The organism is Pseudomonas baetica, assembly GCF_002813455.1.
GTDB lineage: Bacteria > Pseudomonadota > Gammaproteobacteria > Pseudomonadales > Pseudomonadaceae > Aquipseudomonas > Aquipseudomonas baetica.
Map to the genome: position 1 here is coordinate 196,320 of NZ_PHHE01000001.1, position 19,545 is coordinate 215,864.

10 protein-coding genes are annotated in these 19,545 nt (G+C 59.4%); 5 read left to right on the plus strand and 5 right to left on the minus strand.

Going from position 1 to position 19,545, the window contains the following annotated elements; genetic code table 11:
* Positions 1–11: 11 nt before the first annotated feature.
* Both ATI02_RS00915 and ATI02_RS00920 read right to left on the minus strand, forming a co-directional pair.
* Entirely contained in the window at positions 12–5,051 is a 5,040-nt protein-coding gene (locus ATI02_RS00915) for an NEL-type E3 ubiquitin ligase domain-containing protein (protein ID WP_157815120.1), read from the minus strand.
* 155 nt (positions 5,052–5,206) lie between these two features.
* Positions 5,207–8,317: a transglycosylase domain-containing protein gene (locus ATI02_RS00920; protein ID WP_100845188.1), complete on the minus strand. Its 3,111-nt coding sequence runs from the start codon at positions 8,315–8,317 to the stop codon at positions 5,207–5,209.
* Between the two features lie 504 nt (positions 8,318–8,821).
* Here ATI02_RS00920 and ATI02_RS00925 point away from each other — a divergent pair.
* Positions 8,822–10,243: an amino acid permease gene (locus ATI02_RS00925; protein WP_095190490.1), complete on the plus strand. Its 1,422-nt coding sequence runs from the start codon at positions 8,822–8,824 to the stop codon at positions 10,241–10,243.
* 90 nt (positions 10,244–10,333) lie between these two features.
* Here the strand turns inward: ATI02_RS00925 and ATI02_RS00930 are convergent, their stop codons facing one another.
* Both ATI02_RS00930 and ATI02_RS00935 read right to left on the minus strand, forming a co-directional pair.
* On the minus strand, positions 10,334–11,953 hold the full coding sequence (locus tag ATI02_RS00930) for an FMN-binding glutamate synthase family protein (protein ID WP_100845189.1): 1,620 nt from the start codon (positions 11,951–11,953) through the stop codon (positions 10,334–10,336).
* A gap of 172 nt (positions 11,954–12,125) precedes the next feature.
* The gene (locus ATI02_RS00935; protein WP_100845190.1) at positions 12,126–12,926 is read right to left on the minus strand and encodes a helix-turn-helix transcriptional regulator; all 801 of its coding nucleotides are present in this window, start codon (positions 12,924–12,926) and stop codon (positions 12,126–12,128) included.
* A gap of 124 nt (positions 12,927–13,050) precedes the next feature.
* Between ATI02_RS00935 and ATI02_RS00940 the strand changes: the two genes are divergently transcribed.
* The 4 genes from ATI02_RS00940 to ATI02_RS00955 all read left to right on the plus strand — a co-directional run bounded on the left by ATI02_RS00940 (position 13,051) and on the right by ATI02_RS00955 (position 15,749).
* Positions 13,051–13,872, plus strand: coding sequence for a carbon-nitrogen hydrolase family protein (locus ATI02_RS00940; protein ID WP_100845191.1), 822 nt, complete (start codon positions 13,051–13,053; stop codon positions 13,870–13,872).
* A 296-nt stretch (positions 13,873–14,168) separates the two neighbouring features.
* Entirely contained in the window at positions 14,169–14,588 is a 420-nt protein-coding gene (locus ATI02_RS00945; RefSeq protein WP_100848411.1) for an NUDIX hydrolase, read from the plus strand.
* Positions 14,589–14,611: 23 nt separating this feature from the next.
* On the plus strand, positions 14,612–15,250 hold the full coding sequence (locus ATI02_RS00950) for a LysE family translocator (RefSeq protein WP_100845192.1): 639 nt from the start codon (positions 14,612–14,614) through the stop codon (positions 15,248–15,250).
* Position 15,251: 1 nt separating this feature from the next.
* A complete protein-coding gene (locus tag ATI02_RS00955; protein WP_100845193.1) occupies positions 15,252–15,749 on the plus strand; it encodes a GNAT family N-acetyltransferase in 498 nt (165 codons plus the stop codon).
* Positions 15,750–15,828: 79 nt separating this feature from the next.
* Here ATI02_RS00955 and ATI02_RS00960 read toward each other — a convergent pair whose 3' ends face one another.
* Complete coding sequence (locus tag ATI02_RS00960) at positions 15,829–19,299, minus strand: immunoglobulin-like domain-containing protein (protein WP_100845194.1); 3,471 nt, start codon at positions 19,297–19,299, stop codon at positions 15,829–15,831.
* Between the last annotated feature and the right edge of the window lie 246 nt (positions 19,300–19,545).

Sequence of the window (19,545 nt, forward strand, 5' to 3'; positions counted from 1 at the left end):
TCAGGGCGTCTTTATTCCTTGGCCTTTTTCAGCGCTGCCCGGGTCAGTCGCCGACCCAGTTCCTGCTCGTTGTACCCCAGCTCGCTGATCAACCGTTCGTAGGTTTGTTCGGTCATGGCCGCACCGGTGAACACCTCGTTTTGCGGCAAGGGGAACGCGTCTGCCAGGGTTTTCAGCTGTTGTCGGATCGGTGCTTTTTGCGCCTCCGGCAAGGTTTTGGCGTCTGCCCAGGCCTTTTGTGCCTGACGCAACTGGTCGAGCAGATCGGCTTTGCCTTCGTAAGTGAGGGCGTTGTTCCTGAATGCGGCGGGCCAGGTTTCGCGCAAATAATGACTCCAGAACGACTGGTCGAGCATGCCATTGACCAAACCATCGCCCTGTTCCAGCTCGATGACCGTGTCGTAAGCCTGGGCGATCGCTGCGTTGGAAACCCCGGCCACCTGACGGGAAAGCATGCGTTGCGACTGCCAGGGCAAATTCAGGCGCACCGCCAGTCCGGTTTCATAGGCCAGATGCACTTCCACCTCATCCGGCGTGCCGTCGCGTGACGCAATGTCGGCCTCGGCGATGGCATTGACCCGTTCCAGGCGGGCGGCCCCCGTTGCCAGCTTCACCAGTTCGCCCTGCAGTTGTGCGTGGGTGGTCGAGGCAGAATAGGCCTCGGAGACGAGGACTTTGATGCCCATGTTGTTGAACAGTTGTGCACCGGCATCCGCGCAAGTCACGGGGGCGGTGGACATGATGTACAGCTCTTCGCGCAGTCCGGCGTCGAGATAGGCCGCATCGATCAACCGCCACACCCGGTCGGCCAGCTGTTGGCGTGCCTCACCGCCCCGTTGATAGTCCGCCGACAGGTGCAGTTTTTTAATGACTTTGAACAGGCCCTCGGATTCGACATCCATCTCCAGGTCGGACCAGGCTTCCGGTCTCAGCGCACCCAGACCCGGCGGTTGGCTGTTCCAGAGCACGTCATGGTCGGGTGTCCACCAGCGCATTTCCTCGCCAGCCGCTTTGGAGTAGTAAATATTCGGGTCGATACCGACTGATGTGCGGTAAGCGCGGTAAGCGATCCGGTTCGCGTCGGAAAGGCTTTCGGTGAAAATGCGGGTGCGGGCGATGATCAGCGCCTGATCCGAACCGGCCACCACTTGCGGCAAACGGCTGATGGGGTTTTGCTGCATATCGAGGAAAAAGCTTCGCGGCCGACGCTTGTCGAACAGGCCCTCCGGCCAGGTTTCGATGCCGGTGTTGTTCAGGCTCAGAACCCTGAGTCGCGGCATGCGCCCGACATTCACCGAACTCCCCAGCGGGTTGTTGTCCAGCCTGATGATTTCCAGGCGGGTCAGGTTGCGCAGGCGCTCGACATCCGCCGCGGCCAGGTGGATCTGGTTATCGCTCAGGCGCAGGGTTTCGAGCACATGCATGTTGCCGATGCTTTGCGGGATTTCGCTCAGCCCACATTGTCTGGCACTGAATTGACGCACATGGCGGAAGTCGTTCAACAAGCCCGTGGTGTCGGTGGAAAATCGTGTGTTGTCCAGATTCAGAGTGGTGACCTGCTCAAGGTATTGGCCCAGTTCGGGTAGCTTGTTCCACCACAGATCAAGATCGTTTTGCGCGATCTCGGTGGACAGGTCCAGCGCATAACCTTCTTCCAGATGGGCACTGCGCTTGCCAAAGACCGTGGATTTGCGCTCGAAGCATGTAATCAGCCGCTCGATGATGTGTTGGCCGTTATTTCGGATGGACACGGTGCCAGCCCAGCTGTCGAGCTGCTGAAATTGCCACTGCCTGAGCATGACGTGCAGGTCATCGATTTCCTTTTCCAGACGATCCAGGGTCGCGGCCGGATCGTCCGTCGTCCGCAGCGATTCGTTGAAGGTGCGCAGTTCCTGATCGCTGAAGTGCGGGTACAGGTCCGACACGCGTTCCTCCAGGGTCGCGGCCCATCTTGAGAGTGCGGGGCCGCGCACCAGCAAGAGGTTTTCCCGCGCCGGCGGCGGCAGTGGCCCGCGGTCGTCAAGCGCGATGCGGCGTGTGGCGGCCGACTCGGTCTTGACCATCACCCATTGCTTGAACATTTCCCCCTCGTGCGGCTGATAGCCAAGCGCTGCAAGCGTGTCCTTTGGCAGCGCTTGCAACACCGAGCGATAGAGATCTGCCGCCTCGTGCAGCGTGTTGCCCGCGGCGTCACACACTTCGTAGCGATTGCCGGAGTACCGGATCAGGATGCGCACGCGGCCAGCGTCGTCCGGACCTGCCTTGCAGCGCAATTCACCCTCAATGCTGTCGGTGCGAATCTCGATGCGCAGATCGCCCAGGGCATCGCTGTACAGACGCAAGGCGTTAAGGGTCAGGCGCTCGGTGTCGGCGGTGATCAGCGCGTCGCGGTAAAAGCCTTCATGGCTGCGCGCGGTGCGGGTTTCCAGTTGCAGGTCGCGAGCGATGGTTTTCAGGCGCAGGGGCAGGCGGCCTTCTTCGGTGATTATTTTGCGTTCGTTTTCCCCGGCGTTCGCCAAGAGGTTTTTCACCCCTTGCGGTGCAATCTCCGGGAATGTGCTCGTGACCTTTTGCGTCAGGGGTTCGGCGACTTGGGTACGGTTGGCGTAATCCTCATCGAACAGTTTCGCCCGTTCGCTCTCGGTCACCGCAACGAGCCGTTTACGCAGGGCGCGGGTACGTACGTCGAGCGAGGCCGGCAGCTGGTCGGCGGGCAAATCGAGAATGACCGAGGTGCCGTTTTCATCCAGCGTTTCCATGACGATTTTCAGCAGCTCACCGTTACGCAACTGCCGTTCCTGCAGTTGCACCACCAGCTTTTTGCCGGCTGGGGCTTCGGTGCCGGTGTGGGCCCAGATCGTTTGGTTGTGGCCATCGATGATGCGCATTGAAGCTTTTTCCGGCCACATGTTGTGGGCGGTAAGCCCCCGCAACTGAGTGACGGCATCGGCTTTGCCATAGACCAGCGGGTCGTCACTGCTCAGGTGCTCGATGAAGGTCTGAATGTCCTGATCGATGCTCAGGCGTTCGAGGGTGTCGGTCAGCAAGACGGGCGCATGCTGGTTGTCGATGTACATGGCGCGCAACTCGCCGGGATCGGTTGCGCTGATCAGGCGAGCCGTTTCCAGCTGTGCATCGCTCAAACGCTCCACCGACGGACCGATACGGCGTAGCAAAGTGGCGTTGTCCCAACTGCGCGGTTGCTCGAACGCAAGTACGTGAGCGCCTGCGCCATTGAGCTCGACACGCGGCTGGTAAGCGTCACTGCGGGTGGGATGCTGCAGGAAGTGTTCGCCGGTTTGTGTATTTCTTGCGACTTCGTAGTGCTTGTTCGCCTTGCGCAGAATCTGTTTGCCCTTGTGCGCATACAGGCCGTTTTGCGCCGGTTTGGCATCGAGGGGCAGATCTGTTTGCGGGTGTTGATAGGGGGCGAGATCGGGGTTCCACAGACGGGTTTTGCCCGTGGCTGACTTGACCGGGAGCATACCGTCGACGAAGGCGGAAAACTTCGCCGTGACAATTTGGCCGATGGCCATACCGGCGCCCAGAGCGGCCATTTGTGCCACCTCGTTCAACACGCCGATCAGGTGTTCGGTGGCCTCCACCCACTGTCCTTCGGCCAGGTCGACGACGCCCTCGATGACTTCGCAGCTCAACTGATAAGCCGTGTAGGCCAACATCATTTGGCCAATCACCGGCACAAACGGGGTGACGACCAGCAGCGCGACGTTGAACAGATCCGCAGCAATCTTTAGCACATTGTCCCACCAGGTTTTGCGGGCCTGGCTGTCGGCGTGGGCGGTAGACACGGCGATGTCACGGGCGTCCCTGAGCACTTTGTCGATCTTGCGCTGGTACAGCTGCTCGGCGAGGGGGCCACTGCGAAAAATCCGTCGGTGTTGCAGGTCAGGTTCGGCCACCGCTTCTTCACGCCAGTTCGGGCGTTGATCCAGCGGCTCGTTGCTGTGCCAGGCAAGACGGCTGAGCTGGCTTTGCAGGGCGGTGAAAAAATGCCCGCGCTGCTGATGGTCGACAAACTGACTGAAGAACTGCCGGTAGCTCATCCCGGACGCAGCCGACACCCGGTTTTCGCGCAACTGGCAGCTCAGCTCGCGCAGAAAGTCGAGGTGCGAGCGGTACAGCTTCAACGGGTGATCCGGGTCGTGAGGGACGTACGCGATGACCGGATAGAGATCGGGCAGCAGCTTGTCGGCGGTGCCGAAAATCACGATGCCGGTCAGGGTCGTCCCCAGCAGGGAAAGGGCGCTATGCCCCATGACTTTACCTTTCAGGACAGGCTTGTGCGCGCCCGCCAGCACTTGCGTCACCACCCGGTGCGCGTCTGCCGTGATGTCACCTTTGATCCGCGCCAGGGCGGCTGCGGCGGTCAGCGCCGCCGTTTCATTGGCGAGGAGTTTTGCCTTGAGTGATTCGCGGGCGACGATGCCCGGCGATTGTAAAGTTTCTTTCAGATGCGCCGTGTATTGCTGGCCGATGTCCAGTTCTCGACACAACACCTGGAACTGTTTGACGCTCATTCGGCTTTTGATCGGCTTGATCGTGAAGTGCCCGCGCACATCGGGTTGGCTGATGAAGGTGGAGTCGTCGGTGAAGGCTTCATTGCTGGCAAAGTTATGCAGCGCCGCATCCAGCAGCGAAACGGTGCGAGTCGTCACGCCGGCGGAGGTGTCGATGACCCACCAGTCGCTGTTTTTCGGAATATACAGGCGCAGAAAAGTGCTCTGGACATCATCCTCCACGCCGTACTTTTCCTTGAGTCTGGCTTGCAGAAGCGGGGCGGCAAAGGCCTGCACGTTCTGCACTTTGCTGAAGAACCGATCCACGCGGTTTTGCGTGATCCATGCCTGTTTGTTGGCTTCGCGAAGTTCGGCATCCCGGGTGTGCCAGTGCTCGAACTTCAGTTTCAGGCGCGTCAGGGCTTCGGTCCGCAGTGGCGGTGCGGACTGGAAACAATCACTGAAACTGGCTTTGATAAGCGCGTGGTGTTTGCCCTTGTTCAGGGGCGAGGCAAGCGGGGTTACGTCAGACATCGTGATCATCCTTGAATCTCGATAAGGATGATCAGGCTAGCGCTGCTGGCTCAGAATAAAAGCCTGAATATCAGTTGGTTAAGCGCCTTTAACGGCGCTTGAACATTGAAAAACCGCGACGAAAAAACAGCCGGCTACCACCACGCCGCGAACGTTCAGCGCTGGGCGACCTCAGCGGGGCGGCAGGCCGTGTCGCTGCCCGGTTGCAGATACGAGGTGAGGATCGGCGCCATGCCTTTGAGCACTTGCACCGGCAACGCCGAGGTGAACTTGAAGTTCTCCGCCGTACGCCCCGGGACGAACGCGGTGAGCGTGCCGAAGTGGTGATCGCCGATGTAGAACACGAACGTCGCCGTACGGTTGATCGACTTCGAACTGAGAATCCGTCCGCCCGAGCCGATCGCTTCGATACGGTTGTCACCGGTGCCGGTTTTACCGCCCATGGCCAGCGGGGTGCCGTCGGCCAGTTTGAAACTGCCGGACACCCGTTTCGCCGTGCCGGCATCCACCACCTGCGACAGCGCTTCGCGCAGGGCAGTCGCCACCTCTGACGGCATCACCCGTTTGCCGACGTGAGGATCGTTGACCAGGCGTGTTTCATAGGGCGTGCCGGCGGCAAAATGCAGGCTGTCGATGCGCAGGGTCGGCATGCGTACGCCGTCGTTGAGGATGGTGCCGATCAACTCGGCCAGCGCTGCCGGACGGTCGCCGGAACTGCCGATGGCGGTGGCCAGTGACGGCACCAGGTGATCGAACGGGTAGCCGACGCTCTTCCAGCGCTGATGAATGTCGAGGAATGCCTGGATCTCGAGCATCGTGCGGATCCGGCTGTCGCGAGCGCCCTTGTGTTTGCTCTTGAACAGCCAGCTGTAGACTTCCTGACGTTCAAATTGACTGGCTTTGACGATCTGGCTGAAGGTCGTGTCGGGGTTGTTGAGCAGGTAACCCATCAGCCACAGGTCCAGCGGGTGAACCTTGGCGATGAACCCCTGATCCGGCAAGTCGTAGGTGCCTGGACCGTAGGCGTCGTAGAGCCGGATCAGGCGGTCGTCGGTGAGTTTTTCAGTGAGCTTGGCGCCCTTGAGGTGCGAGCGCACGAAGCTGTTGAAGTCTTCCTGACTGGCGTTCGGCAGCAGATAACGATGCACGGCGGCCATGCGGATCGGCGTCGGGCGCATGCTGTCGAGGAAGGTGTCGAGGCGCGCCTGGGTGTCCTTGTTTTTGTACTTCTTCCAGAATTTGAGCAGAAACGACGTGCCTTCGCGGTCGGCGAAGTTCGCCAGGTATTCCTGACGCCGCGGGTCGCGGTCATCCTTGAGCAGTTCGGCGCTGTTGTTGGGGCCGGAGTAGGTGGTGTAACGCACCAGATCACGCATCAGACGAATGAACGGCAGGTTGATCGACTCGCGCAGCGCATCGCGCAGAGTCGGCATGCGGCCGTTGTCTTCCTTGCGAAAGTTATGGAACACATGCAGGCCGCCGCCGGTGAAAAACGCTTCTCCGGGGCTGGCCGAGTATTTGCGGTCCAGCGCTGCGCCGAGCATTTTCGACAAGTCGTGGTCCTTGTTCTGGATCAGGTAATCGATGACCCACTGACTCAAGCGATCCTGATCGGGCACCTCGACTTTCTTCAGTTCCGGCACGCTCATGGCGCCGTACTTGTCATGCAGTTCGGCAATGATCTGCAGGTAGGTGGTGAGCACACGCATCTTTGCGGTCGAGCCGAGTTCGAGTTTGCTGCCTTCGTTGATATCAAACGGCTGGTCGGTGCTGTCGGTCTGCACGCGCACTCGCGAACCGTCCGGCGTCAGTTCGAACAGGGTGAAGCTGTAACGCACCTGGGTGGTGCTGGTCGGTGTCAGCAGACGCTCACCGAGCAGGCCGATTTCGGCGGCATAAGCCGGGTCGGCGAGTTTCTTCAGGTATGCCGTGGCCTGGCTTTGCAACTCACCTTGCAGGGTGCTGGTGGCTGACAGGTCGAGACGATCGAGGTCGTACAGCGGACGATTGAGCATGCTGGCCAGACGGCTGCGGGCGACGCTGATGCCTTTGTTGGTTTCAATCGGTTGAAGGGTCGGCTGGGTCTGCCAGTCGCGGTAACTGACCTTGGCGGCGAGCGCGGCGTCGGCCAGGGCGGTGTCGATCACGCCGTTCTGCTTGAGCAGGCGCAAGTGGCTGTCGGTGAGGTTGGCGAGTTCATCGCGGCCCTTGGTCAGGTAATGCGACGGGCGCCGCTGGGCGATCATCAGCGAGAGCATTTCGCGCAAGACCAGGCCTTTGTCGGCCATGGTTTTCGGGTCGGTGGCCGGGCTGTTCAACTGTGCGTTGGCCGTGTTGAAATCACTGCCGTACCAGACGCGCAGGCCTTCGGCCATGCCATGCACTTCGCCATGCCCCGGGACCGCCGACAGCGGCACGCTGTTGAGGTAATCGCGCACGATGTTCTGCCGCGCCCCCAGTGTTTGTGCGCCGGGCTGATAGGCGCGGACACTGGCGGAAATCATCTGGCGGATCTTCTCCGCACCGGACACCGTCAAGCCATCGGGCGAATGGCGATACTTCTCCAGCTGCGTGGCCAGGGTACTGCCGCCAGCGGATTGCCCGGGCAGGTGCAGCAACTTGGCCACTTGCGACCACGCCGCCATGCCGAAGCGCGGCCAGTCCACAGCCGGGTTGGCCAAGGGTTGTCCGGGGTCGAGCAGAAAGCGGTTTTCGATGAACAGCAAGCTGCTGACCACCACCGGCGGTATCGCCGCGAAGCTCGCATACAGCTGTTGCGGGTAGTTGTACTTGTACAGCGGCGCGGCCCGGCAATCGGTGATCGACAGCCCGGCCTGAATCTTCTCCGCATAGGGCACGAACAAGCCCTTGTCGGTATAGCTGAGCAAGGCTGGCGAGAAGCGGGCCTGCTCGGTGATCACGTAATCGCGTTTGAGCAGGCGCGGCAGAAATTCATCAAGCGAGCTGTAGCCCAGACGCAGATCGAACGGCCCGTTGCCCGGATAGCGAATCGCTTCGCTGGGCCCGGGCTCCAGCTTGTAGGTCAACGATTGGGCGTACTGGCTCAGTTGCCGGGATTGAAAGCGCGAGGTGCGCATTTCCTTGCTCGCCGCCAGTCCCACGACAATCGCGATAATCAGCAGCAATAACCAGAAAGCCTTCCAGCCATGCCGGCTGCGGCGTGGTTTTTCAGGGATAGGCGCTTCATCCACACGTTCAGTCGGAACCACGGCTTTACTCGAATCGGTTTGCCACAAAGCGCCCATAGTCGATTGATCCATTCACGCAGATTGATCGGACTTGTCTGAAGCTTAGACGGTGGTTGGCGGTGGGGAAAAAAATGTGAGGGGATGGGGAGGGGGATTGCTGAAAATCTGGATTGAACGACGCTGTGGCGAGGGAGCTGTGTCGCCAAGACAATGGGTAGAGCCTTTTCGCGGTGAATACTGCTAAAGCAGGGGCATGACGATGCACCAATGCTGTGCAATACTCGGCACCTTTTTTGGCGGCGAGTATTCCTGCGAAAAACAGGTAATGCCTCTCCGTAAACCGGGCTTTTGCCGAGAGTTGTCGCTGAATGTTGTGGTTTATAGAGTGAAAAGACCTGCCCAAGGCTTTTTATACTGCACGCCCCGCTGATCTTGCAGGTTTTGTCCTACAAGACGCGTTTGCCCACGAAGCAGGCGCGGTTTTCTTACAAGCCAAGGCCTACCGGCCGAGGCTTCGACACTCGGCGGTCACATCCAATAACAAGACGAGGTTGTACCCCTATGCCAGTCGGCAATCACCTGCCTCACGGCGAAACCGCTCAGGGCGGTCCGCTTAAACGCGAACTCGGCGAACGGCATATTCGCCTGATGGCGCTCGGTGCCTGCATCGGCGTCGGTCTGTTTCTGGGCTCGGCCAAGGCCATCGAAATGGCCGGCCCGGCGATCATGCTCTCGTATATTCTCGGCGGTCTGGCGATCCTGGTGATCATGCGCGCCCTCGGCGAGATGGCCGTACACAACCCGGTGGCCGGTTCGTTCAGCCGCTACGCACAAGACTATCTCGGGCCGTTGGCGGGCTTCCTCACCGGTTGGAACTACTGGTTCCTGTGGCTGGTGACCTGCGTCGCGGAAATCACCGCCGTTGCCGTGTACATGGGCATCTGGTTCCCGGACGTACCGCGCTGGATCTGGGCCCTCGCCGCGCTGATCAGCATGGGCTCGATCAACCTGATCGCGGTCAAGGCCTTCGGTGAGTTCGAATTCTGGTTCGCCCTGATCAAGATCGTCACCATCATCGCCATGGTGATCGGCGGTATCGGCATCATCGCTTTCGGTTTCGGCAACGACGGCGTGGCACTGGGGATTTCCAACCTGTGGAGCCACGGCGGGTTCATGCCTAACGGCGTGACGGGGGTGCTGATGTCGCTACAAATGGTCATGTTCGCCTACCTCGGTGTCGAGATGATCGGCCTGACCGCCGGTGAAGCGAAGAACCCGCAGAAGACCATTCCGAATGCGATCGGCTCGGTGTTCTGGCGGATTCTGCTGTTCTACGTCGGCGCCTTGTTCGTGATTCTGTCGATCTACCCGTGGAACGAAATCGGCACCCAGGGCAGCCCGTTCGTGATGACCTTCGAGCGTCTGGGCATCAAGACGGCGGCCGGCATCATCAACTTCGTGGTGATCACTGCTGCATTGTCTTCCTGCAACGGCGGCATCTTCAGCACCGGGCGCATGCTCTACAGCCTGGCGCAGAACGGCCAGGCTCCGGCCGGTTTCGCCAAGACCTCGAATAACGGCGTACCGCGTCGCGCATTGCTGCTGTCGATTTTTGCGCTGCTGCTGGGCGTGCTGCTCAACTACCTGGTACCGGAAAAAGTCTTCGTCTGGGTGACCTCGATTGCTACCTTCGGCGCGATCTGGACCTGGGTAATGATCCTGCTGGCGCAACTGAAATTCCGCAAAGGCCTGAGCGCCAGCGAGCGTGCCGGCCTGAAATACAAGATGTGGCTGTACCCGGCCAGTTCGTACTGTGCACTGGCATTCCTGGTGCTGGTGGTCGGCCTGATGGCGTACTTCCCGGACACGCGCGTGGCGCTGTATGTCGGCCCCGCGTTCCTGGTGTTGCTGACCGTGTTGTTCTACGTGTTCAAGCTGCAACCGACCAATGCGTCGCAAGGCGCGGTGCATTCGGCTTCGTAGTTTGCAGAGGCTGAAAAGACAAAGCCCCGGTCGAGAGATCGGGGCTTTTGTATTTTTGGGTAAGGCCAACCGGCCAGGCACTGAAAGGATTTACGCTGCCGCGACGTCCTGCGGCTCAAAACTGTCCGCCCGCGCCATTTGCCACATCCGCGAATAGAACTCGCCGTTCACTTCCCCGGTGAGCAATTCCCCCGGTTTCAAAAACACATGCAACTGCGAGAACAGCTTGATCTCGGTCGCCGACATGCGTCGTACCAGATGCTTGGCCGACAGTTGCGAGGGATGGTCCAGCCCGGCCGCGGCGAGCATTTCAGCCAAAGCCTTCAAGGTGTTGCGATGGAAATTGAACACACGCTGCGCCTTGTCCGGCACGACGAGGGCACGTTGGCGCAAGGCATCTTGAGTCGCCACACCGGTCGGACATTTGTTGGTGTGGCACGACTGCGACTGGATGCAGCCGATGGCGAACATGAAGCCGCGTGCGGAGTTGGCCCAGTCGGCGCCGATGGCCAGCACGCTGGCAATGTCGAAGGCGCTGACGATCTTGCCGCTGGCGCCAAGTTTGATCTTGTCGCGCAGGTTCAGACCGACCAGCGTGTTGTGTACGAACAGCAAGCCTTCGCGCATCGGTACGCCGATGTGGTCGGTGAACTCCACGGGTGCGGCGCCGGTGCCGCCTTCCTTGCCGTCGACGACGATGAAGTCCGGGAGAATGCCGGTCTCCAGCATGGCCTTGGCGATGCCCATGAACTCCCACGGATGACCGAGGCAGAACTTGAAACCCACCGGTTTGCCACCGGACAGTTCACGCAGTTGCTGGATGAACTGCATCATTTCCAGCGGCGTGGAAAAGGCGCTGTGACGTGACGGCGAGACGCAGTCTTCACCCATCATGATGCCGCGGGTTTCAGCGATTTCCCGGGTGACTTTGTGCTTGGGCAGAATGCCGCCGTGACCGGGTTTGGCGCCCTGGCTCATCTTGATTTCGATCATTCGCACTTGCGGGTTTTGCGCCTGTACGGCGAAGCGTTCCGGGTCGAAGCGGCCATCGCTGGTGCGGCAGCCGAAATAGCCGCTGCCCAGCTCCCAAGTCAGGTCGCCGCCGTGTTCGCGGTGATACGGGCTGATGCTGCCTTCGCCGGTGTCGTGGGCGAAGTTGCCGAGTTTCGCACCCTGGTTCAACGCACGGATGGCGTTGGCGCTGAGCGAGCCGAAGCTCATCGCCGAGATATTGAACACCGAGGCCGAGTACGGCTGGGTGCACTGCGGGCCGCCAACGGTGACGCGGAAACTGCTCGGGTCGCTCAATGGCGCCGGGCGCATCGAATGGCCGATGAACTCAAATCCGGATTGGTAGACATCGATCAGCGTGCCGAACGGTTTGTCGGCGCTTTCATTCTTCGCCCGCGAATACACCAGCGAGCGCTGGGCACGGGAGAAGGGCAGGGCATCGCTGTCGGATTCGAGCAGGTATTGGCGGATCTCCGGGCGGATGCCTTCGACCAGATAACGGATGTTGCCCAGGATCGGGTAATTGCGCCGCACCGCGTGGGGGCTCTGCAGCAGGTCGAACACACCGATCAGGCTCAACACGCCGGTCACCGCGGTGATTGGCCACAGCCAGTCGTGTTCGAGAAAAGGCAGGCTGGCGAGGGTGAACATCACGCAGACGGCAAAGAAGGCGTAGCGGCTCAGGAGTGACAGGCTCATACGGTTTCCTTGGTTCGGACTCAGTTGTTTTCAGCGAGGGACCAGGGGATGGGCAAAATCCCTGTGGGAGCGAGCCTGCTCGCGATAGCGGCCTGTCAGTAGAGAAATTATTGTCTGATACGACGCCATCGCGAGCAGGCTCGCTCCCACAAAAAGCCTCTCCACTAAATGTTCAGGCGGTTTGTGCCTGGAGAAAAATCGAAAACAGCTCGGACTGGGACTTGATCCCCAGCTTGCTGTACATGTGTTTCTTATGAACTTTCACGGTTTCTACGGAGATTTCCAGCTTACGGGCGATTTCTTTGCTGGAGCAACCGCTGAGCATCAAGCGGCCGACGTCCAGTTCCCGGGCGGTCAGTTGCGCGCCCTTGAGTTGTTGCACCGAGGCCTCCAGTTGCACGCGCCAATCCGTGGGGGCGGGTGACGCCGCGAGGGCCACGGTTTCGTTGATCTCGTACGGCAGGCGCTGGCGCAACAGGCCCAAGACCCACGGCTGGATCAATGACAGCAAAGCGATCTGCTCGCCAGTGAAAGGTTTTTCACTGCCCAGTGACAGGCACAACGTGCGCTCGCCTTCGAGTTGGCAATTGAACTGGATTTCGTCGGCGACCACATTCAGACGAAAGTATCGCTGGTAATACTCGGTCAGCTCGAAATGCTCCGGTGCCACTTCCCAGAGGCGATACAGCCCGGTGCGCGATTGCTCGCGGCAGGCGATGTAGAACGGGTCGAGCAGGTACAGGCCGCGCAGGTAATCCTGAAACAACGGGTCAGGACTGCCGTCTTCGCCGGGGCATTCGGCAAAGACCTGCGGGTGTTGGTCGGCGCTGAACAGCAGCGCGACCCAGCTATCGAACGGCACGTACTGGTCGAGCAGGCGCACCAGTTGCGCCCAGAAATTGGGCTTGTCCAGCGCATCGATCAGTTGCCCGACGGCGCGGTGCCAGGTGATGTCGTCCAACGAAAGTGTCATCGATCTACCCCTATCGGGTTACCCCGGCCGCGTGATTCCCCGACCGGTCGCAGCTGAGCATACTGGCCCACAGACAGCCACCGGGCAATCCTTCAGCGCCCGACCAAGAGAACAAGGACTCCTGATGAAAGTCGAACTCGCCCAACTGGCGGGCCGTGACAATGGCACCGCGTACAACCTTCAGCGCGCCCTCGCCGCGATTGCCGCGTGCGCGGCCGACACGCAACTGATCGTGTTCCCGGAAACCCACCTGATGGGCTTCCCCACCGCCGACACTGTTGCGCAGACATCCGAAGCGGTGGACGGCCCGACCGTCAGCGCTGTGCTGGCAGCGGCTCGCGAACGCAACATCGCCGTGGTGATCGGCATGGCCGAAAACGACAACGGCCGGTTCTACAACACCACGCTGCTGATCACCCCCGACGGCATCGCCCTGAAATACCGCAAGACGCATTTGTGGGCTTCGGATCGAGGTGTGTTCGAGGCGGGCGACCGTTTTGCCACTTGCCTGTGGAACGGTGTGCGGGTGGGGCTGCTGATCTGCTACGACATCGAGTTCCCGGAAACTGCCCGCGCCTTGGCGCAACTGGGCGCCGAGTTGCTGATCGTCACCAACGGCAACATGGACCCCTACGCATCGACTCATCGCACGGCGATCACCGCACGTGCCCAGGAGAATCAGGCGTTTGCGCTGATGGTCAATCGCGTGGAGGCGGGGGATGACGGCTTGATGTTTGCCGGCGGCAGCGCGCTGGTCGATCCGCTGGGGACTTTGCTGTTCGAGGCGGGGCGTGAGGAAGGGCAGTTCACGGTTGAGCTGGATTTCAGCCAGTTGGAGATAGCGCGCAAGGATTACCGCTATCTGGATGATCAGCGCCTGACGTTGCCGGGGGAAGTGGTGGACCACGTCTGTGGATTGCGCGAGTTGCTGATTCCTGCGCGCTGATCCGGATGTTGCGTCGCTCGGGCTGACGCCTTCGCGGGCAAGCCCGCTCCCACAGTGTCCGTGGTGGATACAAATGTGATGTACACCCCAAATCCCTGTGGGAGCGGGCTTGCCCGCGAAGAGGCCCGTCTAGACGACGCACATCGTTGAACACAAAAAAACAACGAAACACGGCTTCCGTCGCCAGCCACCGGAAATGGATTTCCAGGAAGCCACCTGATTCGCTTTCCTGCACGGGGTTGGCGTTCGGCTTGGCGCGTGTGATGCTTGCGGCTTTTGCGCCAAGGGTTTTTCGTATGCTAGGTTCTTCCACCCTCCGTATCGCCGCCGCCCTGTTGCTCAACGCCGATGGCCAGACCTTGTTGGTGCGCAAGCGCGGCACCACAGCGTTCATGCAACCGGGCGGCAAGATCGAGGCGCATGAGTTGCCGGTGCAGGCGCTGGCCCGTGAGCTGGAGGAAGAGCTGGGGCTGGAGATCGACCCCACGCAGGCGACTTTCCTCGGGCAGTTCTGCGCGCCTGCTGCCAACGAACCGGGATTCATTGTTCAGGCTGAAATCTTTCAACTGAGCATCGACAGCCGCGTCTCCCCGGCGGCTGAAATCGAAGAAGTGATCTGGATCGACCCGGTCACCGACGGCGATGTCGAACTGGCGCCATTGACACGCGACCTGATCCTGCCGTTTTATCGAGCCTCGCTCACCGCCATCGCTTGATCATCCACGCAAAGGACTTTGCCATGATCCCGCTTCAAGACCTGCTGATCTTCGCCGCCGCCGCGTTGCTGATGGTGCTGACGCCGGGGCCGAACATGATCTACCTGATCTCGCGTTCGATCTGTCAGGGGCGCAAGGCCGGGGTGACATCCTTGCTCGGCGTGGTGGCCGGTTTCTTTGTGCATATGTTCGCGGCGGCGGCCGGTTTGACTGCGGTGTTTCTCGCCGTGCCGATGGCTTATGAAGTGTTGAAGTGGGCCGGTGCGCTGTACCTGCTGTGGCTGGCCTGGCAAGCGGTGAAACCCGGCGCACGTTCGCCGTTCGAAGCGCAGCAATTGCCGCCGGATTCATCACGCAAACTGATCACCATGGGCTTTCTTACCAGCGCCCTGAACCCGAAAATTGCCGTGTTCTACCTCTCGGTGTTTCCGCAATTCATCACACCCGAACATGGCTCGGTGTTCACCCAAAGCATCATCCTTGGCCTGACCCAGATCAGCGTCAGTTTTTGCGTCAATTTGCTGATTGCGCTGTTCGCGGCAGGCATTGCTTCGTGGTTCGTGCGCAACCCGACGTGGCTGGCGCTGCAGCGTTATTTCATGGGCATGGTGCTCGGCGGTCTGGCCGTGCGGTTGATGCTTGAACAGCGGCGAGGCGCTTGAGATGTGGAGCGAACGGCTGGACGCCAGCCATGCCCTGGCCTACCGCGAGCTGATGCTCGAAGCGTACGACCGTCATCCCCAGGCGTTCACCTCCAGCGTGCGTGAGCGGGCAGTGATGCCGCTGAGTTGGTGGGAAGGCCGATTGACCAGCAAACTCGACGTGGTGCTCGGCGCGTTTGCAGACGGCAGATTGGCAGGCATCGTCGGCCTGGCGTTCGAACCGCGAGAGAAGGCCAGGCACAAGGCAACGCTGTTTGGCATGTACGTGTCGGCTGATTTTCGTCAGCACGGATTGGGCTTCGAGCTGGTGCAGGCAGCTGTGAGCGAAGCTCAAAACCACCCGGAGCTGAAACTCATCCAGTTGACCGTCACGGCCGGCAACGACGCCGCGCTCAAGCTCTACCAACGCTGCGGCTTCATCCAGTTCGGCCTCGAACCTTTGGCCGTGCGGGTGGGTGAAGATTACTTCGACAAGATCCACATGTGGCGTGAACTCTGACATCCACCACGAGTGAAGCACCCGTCGGGGTAAGGGGATTGAACCCCTCACCCCTACGCCCGACTCGGTTAGGGGCAGCTTAATAAACTCGCAGTGTCGGTAGAGGTTGGCCACCGGGTGAGTGTTGAAACCCGCTTCCGTTGTTCAAGTTGAACGCCCACGCCACATCGTAGACATAGTCGTTGTTGGTGGAAGTCCAGTAGATCGATTGCGGCCAGCCAAAATACGCCGGGATGTTTCCTACCGAGGCGTAGGTCTGCCAGAACGTCTGAAACTGCGACAGCGTCAGGCAATAGGGGCGCCATTGATGTTGCAGGTGTCCGTGCCAGGTGACATACCCCCAGAACGTGACGTTTTTTATGCCGTAGATGGTCAGGATATAGGACGCGCGCTGCCCTGACTGGTCTGTCACGGTAATAGTCGCCGTGCCGTTGCCGATGGCGGCAACCCTGCCATTGGCATCGAGGATCTTTGCGATGCCGGTGTTGGACGAGCTGTACGAATAAGGACCGCTGCCTCCCGAGGCCGGTTGCGAATGAATACTGCCCGGTGGAGTGTGCAAAGGGGGGCGCCCCGGCACCAGGTAAAGGTAGGGCAGATACAACGAGGCGTTATTGCCAGCACTCAGGTCGTTTGCAACCGTCACAATCCATGTGTTGGACACGAATTGGTTATTGGGCAGTTTCGCGACAAGGTTGTGGCGACCGAACCCGATATTGACGATGGCCTGCCAAATGCCATCCTTATCTGCCTTTGCAATCCCTATTCTCCCTTTGTCGTTGTACAGCTCGACATCGGTTCCCGGCGCGGCGGTTCCCACCAGTTCGGGAGCGGGGTCATCGCAGGTACCGCCGTTGGCAACGGGTCCGGTCTTTGGCCCTTTCCGGTCGTTAACTTGGGTGATGACCGGAGGAGCCAGCATCAGCGTCTTTATTGTCAGCTCTTTCACCGGGAAGAAGGTATCGACCCCCCCCTTGTTACTGAAATTGGAGATAGCCAGGCAATAAACCAGCGTGCCGTCTTTGAACAAGGCGAGGTCGTCGCGTTTGATGACTCCGCTCAGCCCGGTATTAACGTGGTTTGCAGTGATCACACCGTCAAATAGCATGAGGACGTATTCGTTGTCTTCGTTCGTGACGCCGCTCAAGGCCACCCGCATCCGCGTGCCGATGGCAATGAACAACCAGGCCATCAGCGCCCAGTGTGCGTCGCCCTTGAAGTTGTTGAGGTTGAGTACCTCGTGATCCACAGCCTCGGTGATGCTCATGCCGGGGTAGTGCAGGTTCGGCTCGGGAATGTCAGTGACACGGTATTTAGTGGCAGGGGAGGTTTGGTCCGGAATACCTTCCTGGGACACGACATACCAAATACTCAAGAAGGTGCCAATATTGGCTGCGACTACGGTGCGTGGCAGCACAAAGCGCAACGTCCCGTTTTTGCTCCCGGCAACCGAGTCAATCGCAGGGCTACCAAAACCTTCGCGCCCCTTTATGAAGAGTGTGATGCGCTGTTTGGGATCCATCCCGGTGAAGGCAAGCGTGACGGTCGCATTGATCCTGGTATCCATCGGATTTATGACATCGCCAGGCCCGGCCTCCAAGAGTACCGGGGCCGACAATGACAGTGCCTTGGCGCCGATTCGCAATATCAGTGGGGGAGCCGTGAGCGGCAGTTCCCTTGGGCGCTCGATATGCCAGATCACATGGATCACATGATGAAGCTGCGACTGGATCAATTCCAGGTCCAGCCAGAACTCAAGGTCCCTGCCAACGTTGTGGGCGGTGATGGGCAATGAATCGGCAAAAATGAGGGTGTCAGGCGTCTCAAGATTATCGCCTTGGCGCCAGACTTCGAAGCGCACAATATCATTGAGCTGGGTACGACCCGCGGACGGACAAGTCGCAGGCGTGCCAAAGGGAATATCCTTCGGATCCAGTATGCCCTTGTCATCTTTTGCTACGTCGACGATGTCCAGCACGTTGCTCACAGGGCCGATACGCAGCCTGCGGATGTGGGACTCCAGCGCTGGGATATGCCCTTCGCCAGAGATCTCATAGGAAAGATTGATCGTGGCGCCTGGAAAACTGCCAAAGTGATCGGTATCGACTATAAAGGGTATCACGAACCCTATTTGAGGGATGTCCATTGACTCAGTGACATATCGTCCAGCAGTTTGCAGTCGAGTCGTCCCTCCGGCACTGGTGGTTATGATTGTCAGTGTTACATAGTCACTGATTTTGATGCCTTTGATATCCGGCCCGGCATAGACGACTATTTCCTTGAGCTCTGGCGCCAATACCGCGCCTTGTGCCTGAGGGACCGAGGGGGCGGGAGCACGGTATTTTTCGGCGATCAGTCTTGGGCAATAAGGGAAGGAGGGAGTGTGCGTTGTCGTTTCACCCTCCACTCTGATTCTGTTGTATTTGAGTGTGATCGTCGATGGGGCGATTCTTTGCAGGAGCGCATAAGCAATCGGGAACGTTACGACGCCTGTCTTGTACGGTACCGGGCCATAGGTTTCGGTGAACCCGCTGGCTTTATCGGAAAAAATCAACTCCACCTGGTCTGCGGGGATGGCGTCCGAGCGCCTCACCGATATGTGACATTGCGCCTGTTCACCGTGCAAATCGTCGAGGTCGAGTACATCGTCCTGAGCCAAACCCAATGACGGTGCCTCTAACCAGTTCTGCTTCGGATCAAGTGTGCCCACGCCGATGGCAGAGTTCCGACTGATGTTGGATACCTGGTCCTGGATTATGTAGCTCACGAGCAATGGGTCGGCGGTCTGGATCGCCTTGAGTACCTCTGACGGAACAGGGACTTTGATTTCCTGACCTTCTTGTTCGGCGGTGATGGTGTATAAGACGTCCTGATCGCCGATGGTCAGCTTGATCACGTCCCCGCGGGTCATGATCGACCACTTGGGAACGATGACATCAATACCGTCTTCGACCATTTGCTTATCAATCGAGCGGGGGAAGACAGGGGGAAGTAGCGCAACCCGTTCGCCACTTTTTCCGGTCGGATCGAGACTGTCCGGGTACGTGGTTTTGACCCATATATTGATGCGCTCGGAGGGTTCAGGACCTTGTCCGCTCGGACGTTCTATGGTGTACCAGAACGGGTAAATGCCTGGCCTGTCGAAGAAAATATCCAGGATGGTGGTGAGCATGTTTCTATCTTTGTGATCCTCTGGGACAACTTCGGTTTTGATCAGCGTGCCGGGCTCTGCAGGGTCTGGATTCTGGCCAGGTTCCAGTCGGTTGCCACGGTACATGCGGAGCGTGTCCCCCGTTTGCTGGTTGATATAGGCGTGAATGGTTGCGAACCACCCCACCACAGCGGTTTTGTCAGCACTTATCCCATACGTCGCGGGCAAGAACACAACGGACTTCTTACCCGGGATATCAATGGGAACAAGCCGCGTTGCACCGTTTTCCATAAAAAGACTGGGCCTCAGGTATTCCGCGAAAGGGTCGAGCTCCTCCTGAGGACTTTCGACTGCCATCTTTTTCAATTCCAGCAGCGTAAAGAGGGTGTATATGCTCATGTTGTTCTCCCAATGTGGCCCGAGTACGTGAACCGGACTGGTGTCGTGCTGGCCAGAAGGGGATTGGATTCGCTATCGCACAGGCTGACAACTGTCAGAAATTACAGGTAAAGGTGTTTTTCCGACCACCGGTAGTCGGTGACCGTTACTGAATAAACGAATGTCTTTGCAACAATCATGGTTCTTGGGCGGCGCATCTCACGCATGGAGCTGTTTGATGCGTTGCACGTCGAGCAGCTCCATGCG

Bases quoted from the DNA above. Each gene is read 5' to 3' on its own strand.
- ATI02_RS00915 (WP_157815120.1), bottom strand. From the start codon at position 5,051: ATGTCTGACGTAACCCCGCTTGCCTCGCCCCTGAACAAGGGCAAACAC.
- ATI02_RS00920 (WP_100845188.1), bottom strand. From the start codon at position 8,317: ATGGGCGCTTTGTGGCAAACCGATTCGAGTAAAGCCGTGGTTCCGACT.
- ATI02_RS00925 (WP_095190490.1), top strand. From the start codon at position 8,822: ATGCCAGTCGGCAATCACCTGCCTCACGGCGAAACCGCTCAGGGCGGT.
- ATI02_RS00930 (WP_100845189.1), bottom strand. From the start codon at position 11,953: ATGAGCCTGTCACTCCTGAGCCGCTACGCCTTCTTTGCCGTCTGCGTG.
- ATI02_RS00935 (WP_100845190.1), bottom strand. From the start codon at position 12,926: ATGACACTTTCGTTGGACGACATCACCTGGCACCGCGCCGTCGGGCAA.
- ATI02_RS00940 (WP_100845191.1), top strand. From the start codon at position 13,051: ATGAAAGTCGAACTCGCCCAACTGGCGGGCCGTGACAATGGCACCGCG.
- ATI02_RS00945 (WP_100848411.1), top strand. From the start codon at position 14,169: ATGCTAGGTTCTTCCACCCTCCGTATCGCCGCCGCCCTGTTGCTCAAC.
- ATI02_RS00950 (WP_100845192.1), top strand. From the start codon at position 14,612: ATGATCCCGCTTCAAGACCTGCTGATCTTCGCCGCCGCCGCGTTGCTG.
- ATI02_RS00955 (WP_100845193.1), top strand. From the start codon at position 15,252: ATGTGGAGCGAACGGCTGGACGCCAGCCATGCCCTGGCCTACCGCGAG.
- ATI02_RS00960 (WP_100845194.1), bottom strand. From the start codon at position 19,299: ATGAGCATATACACCCTCTTTACGCTGCTGGAATTGAAAAAGATGGCA.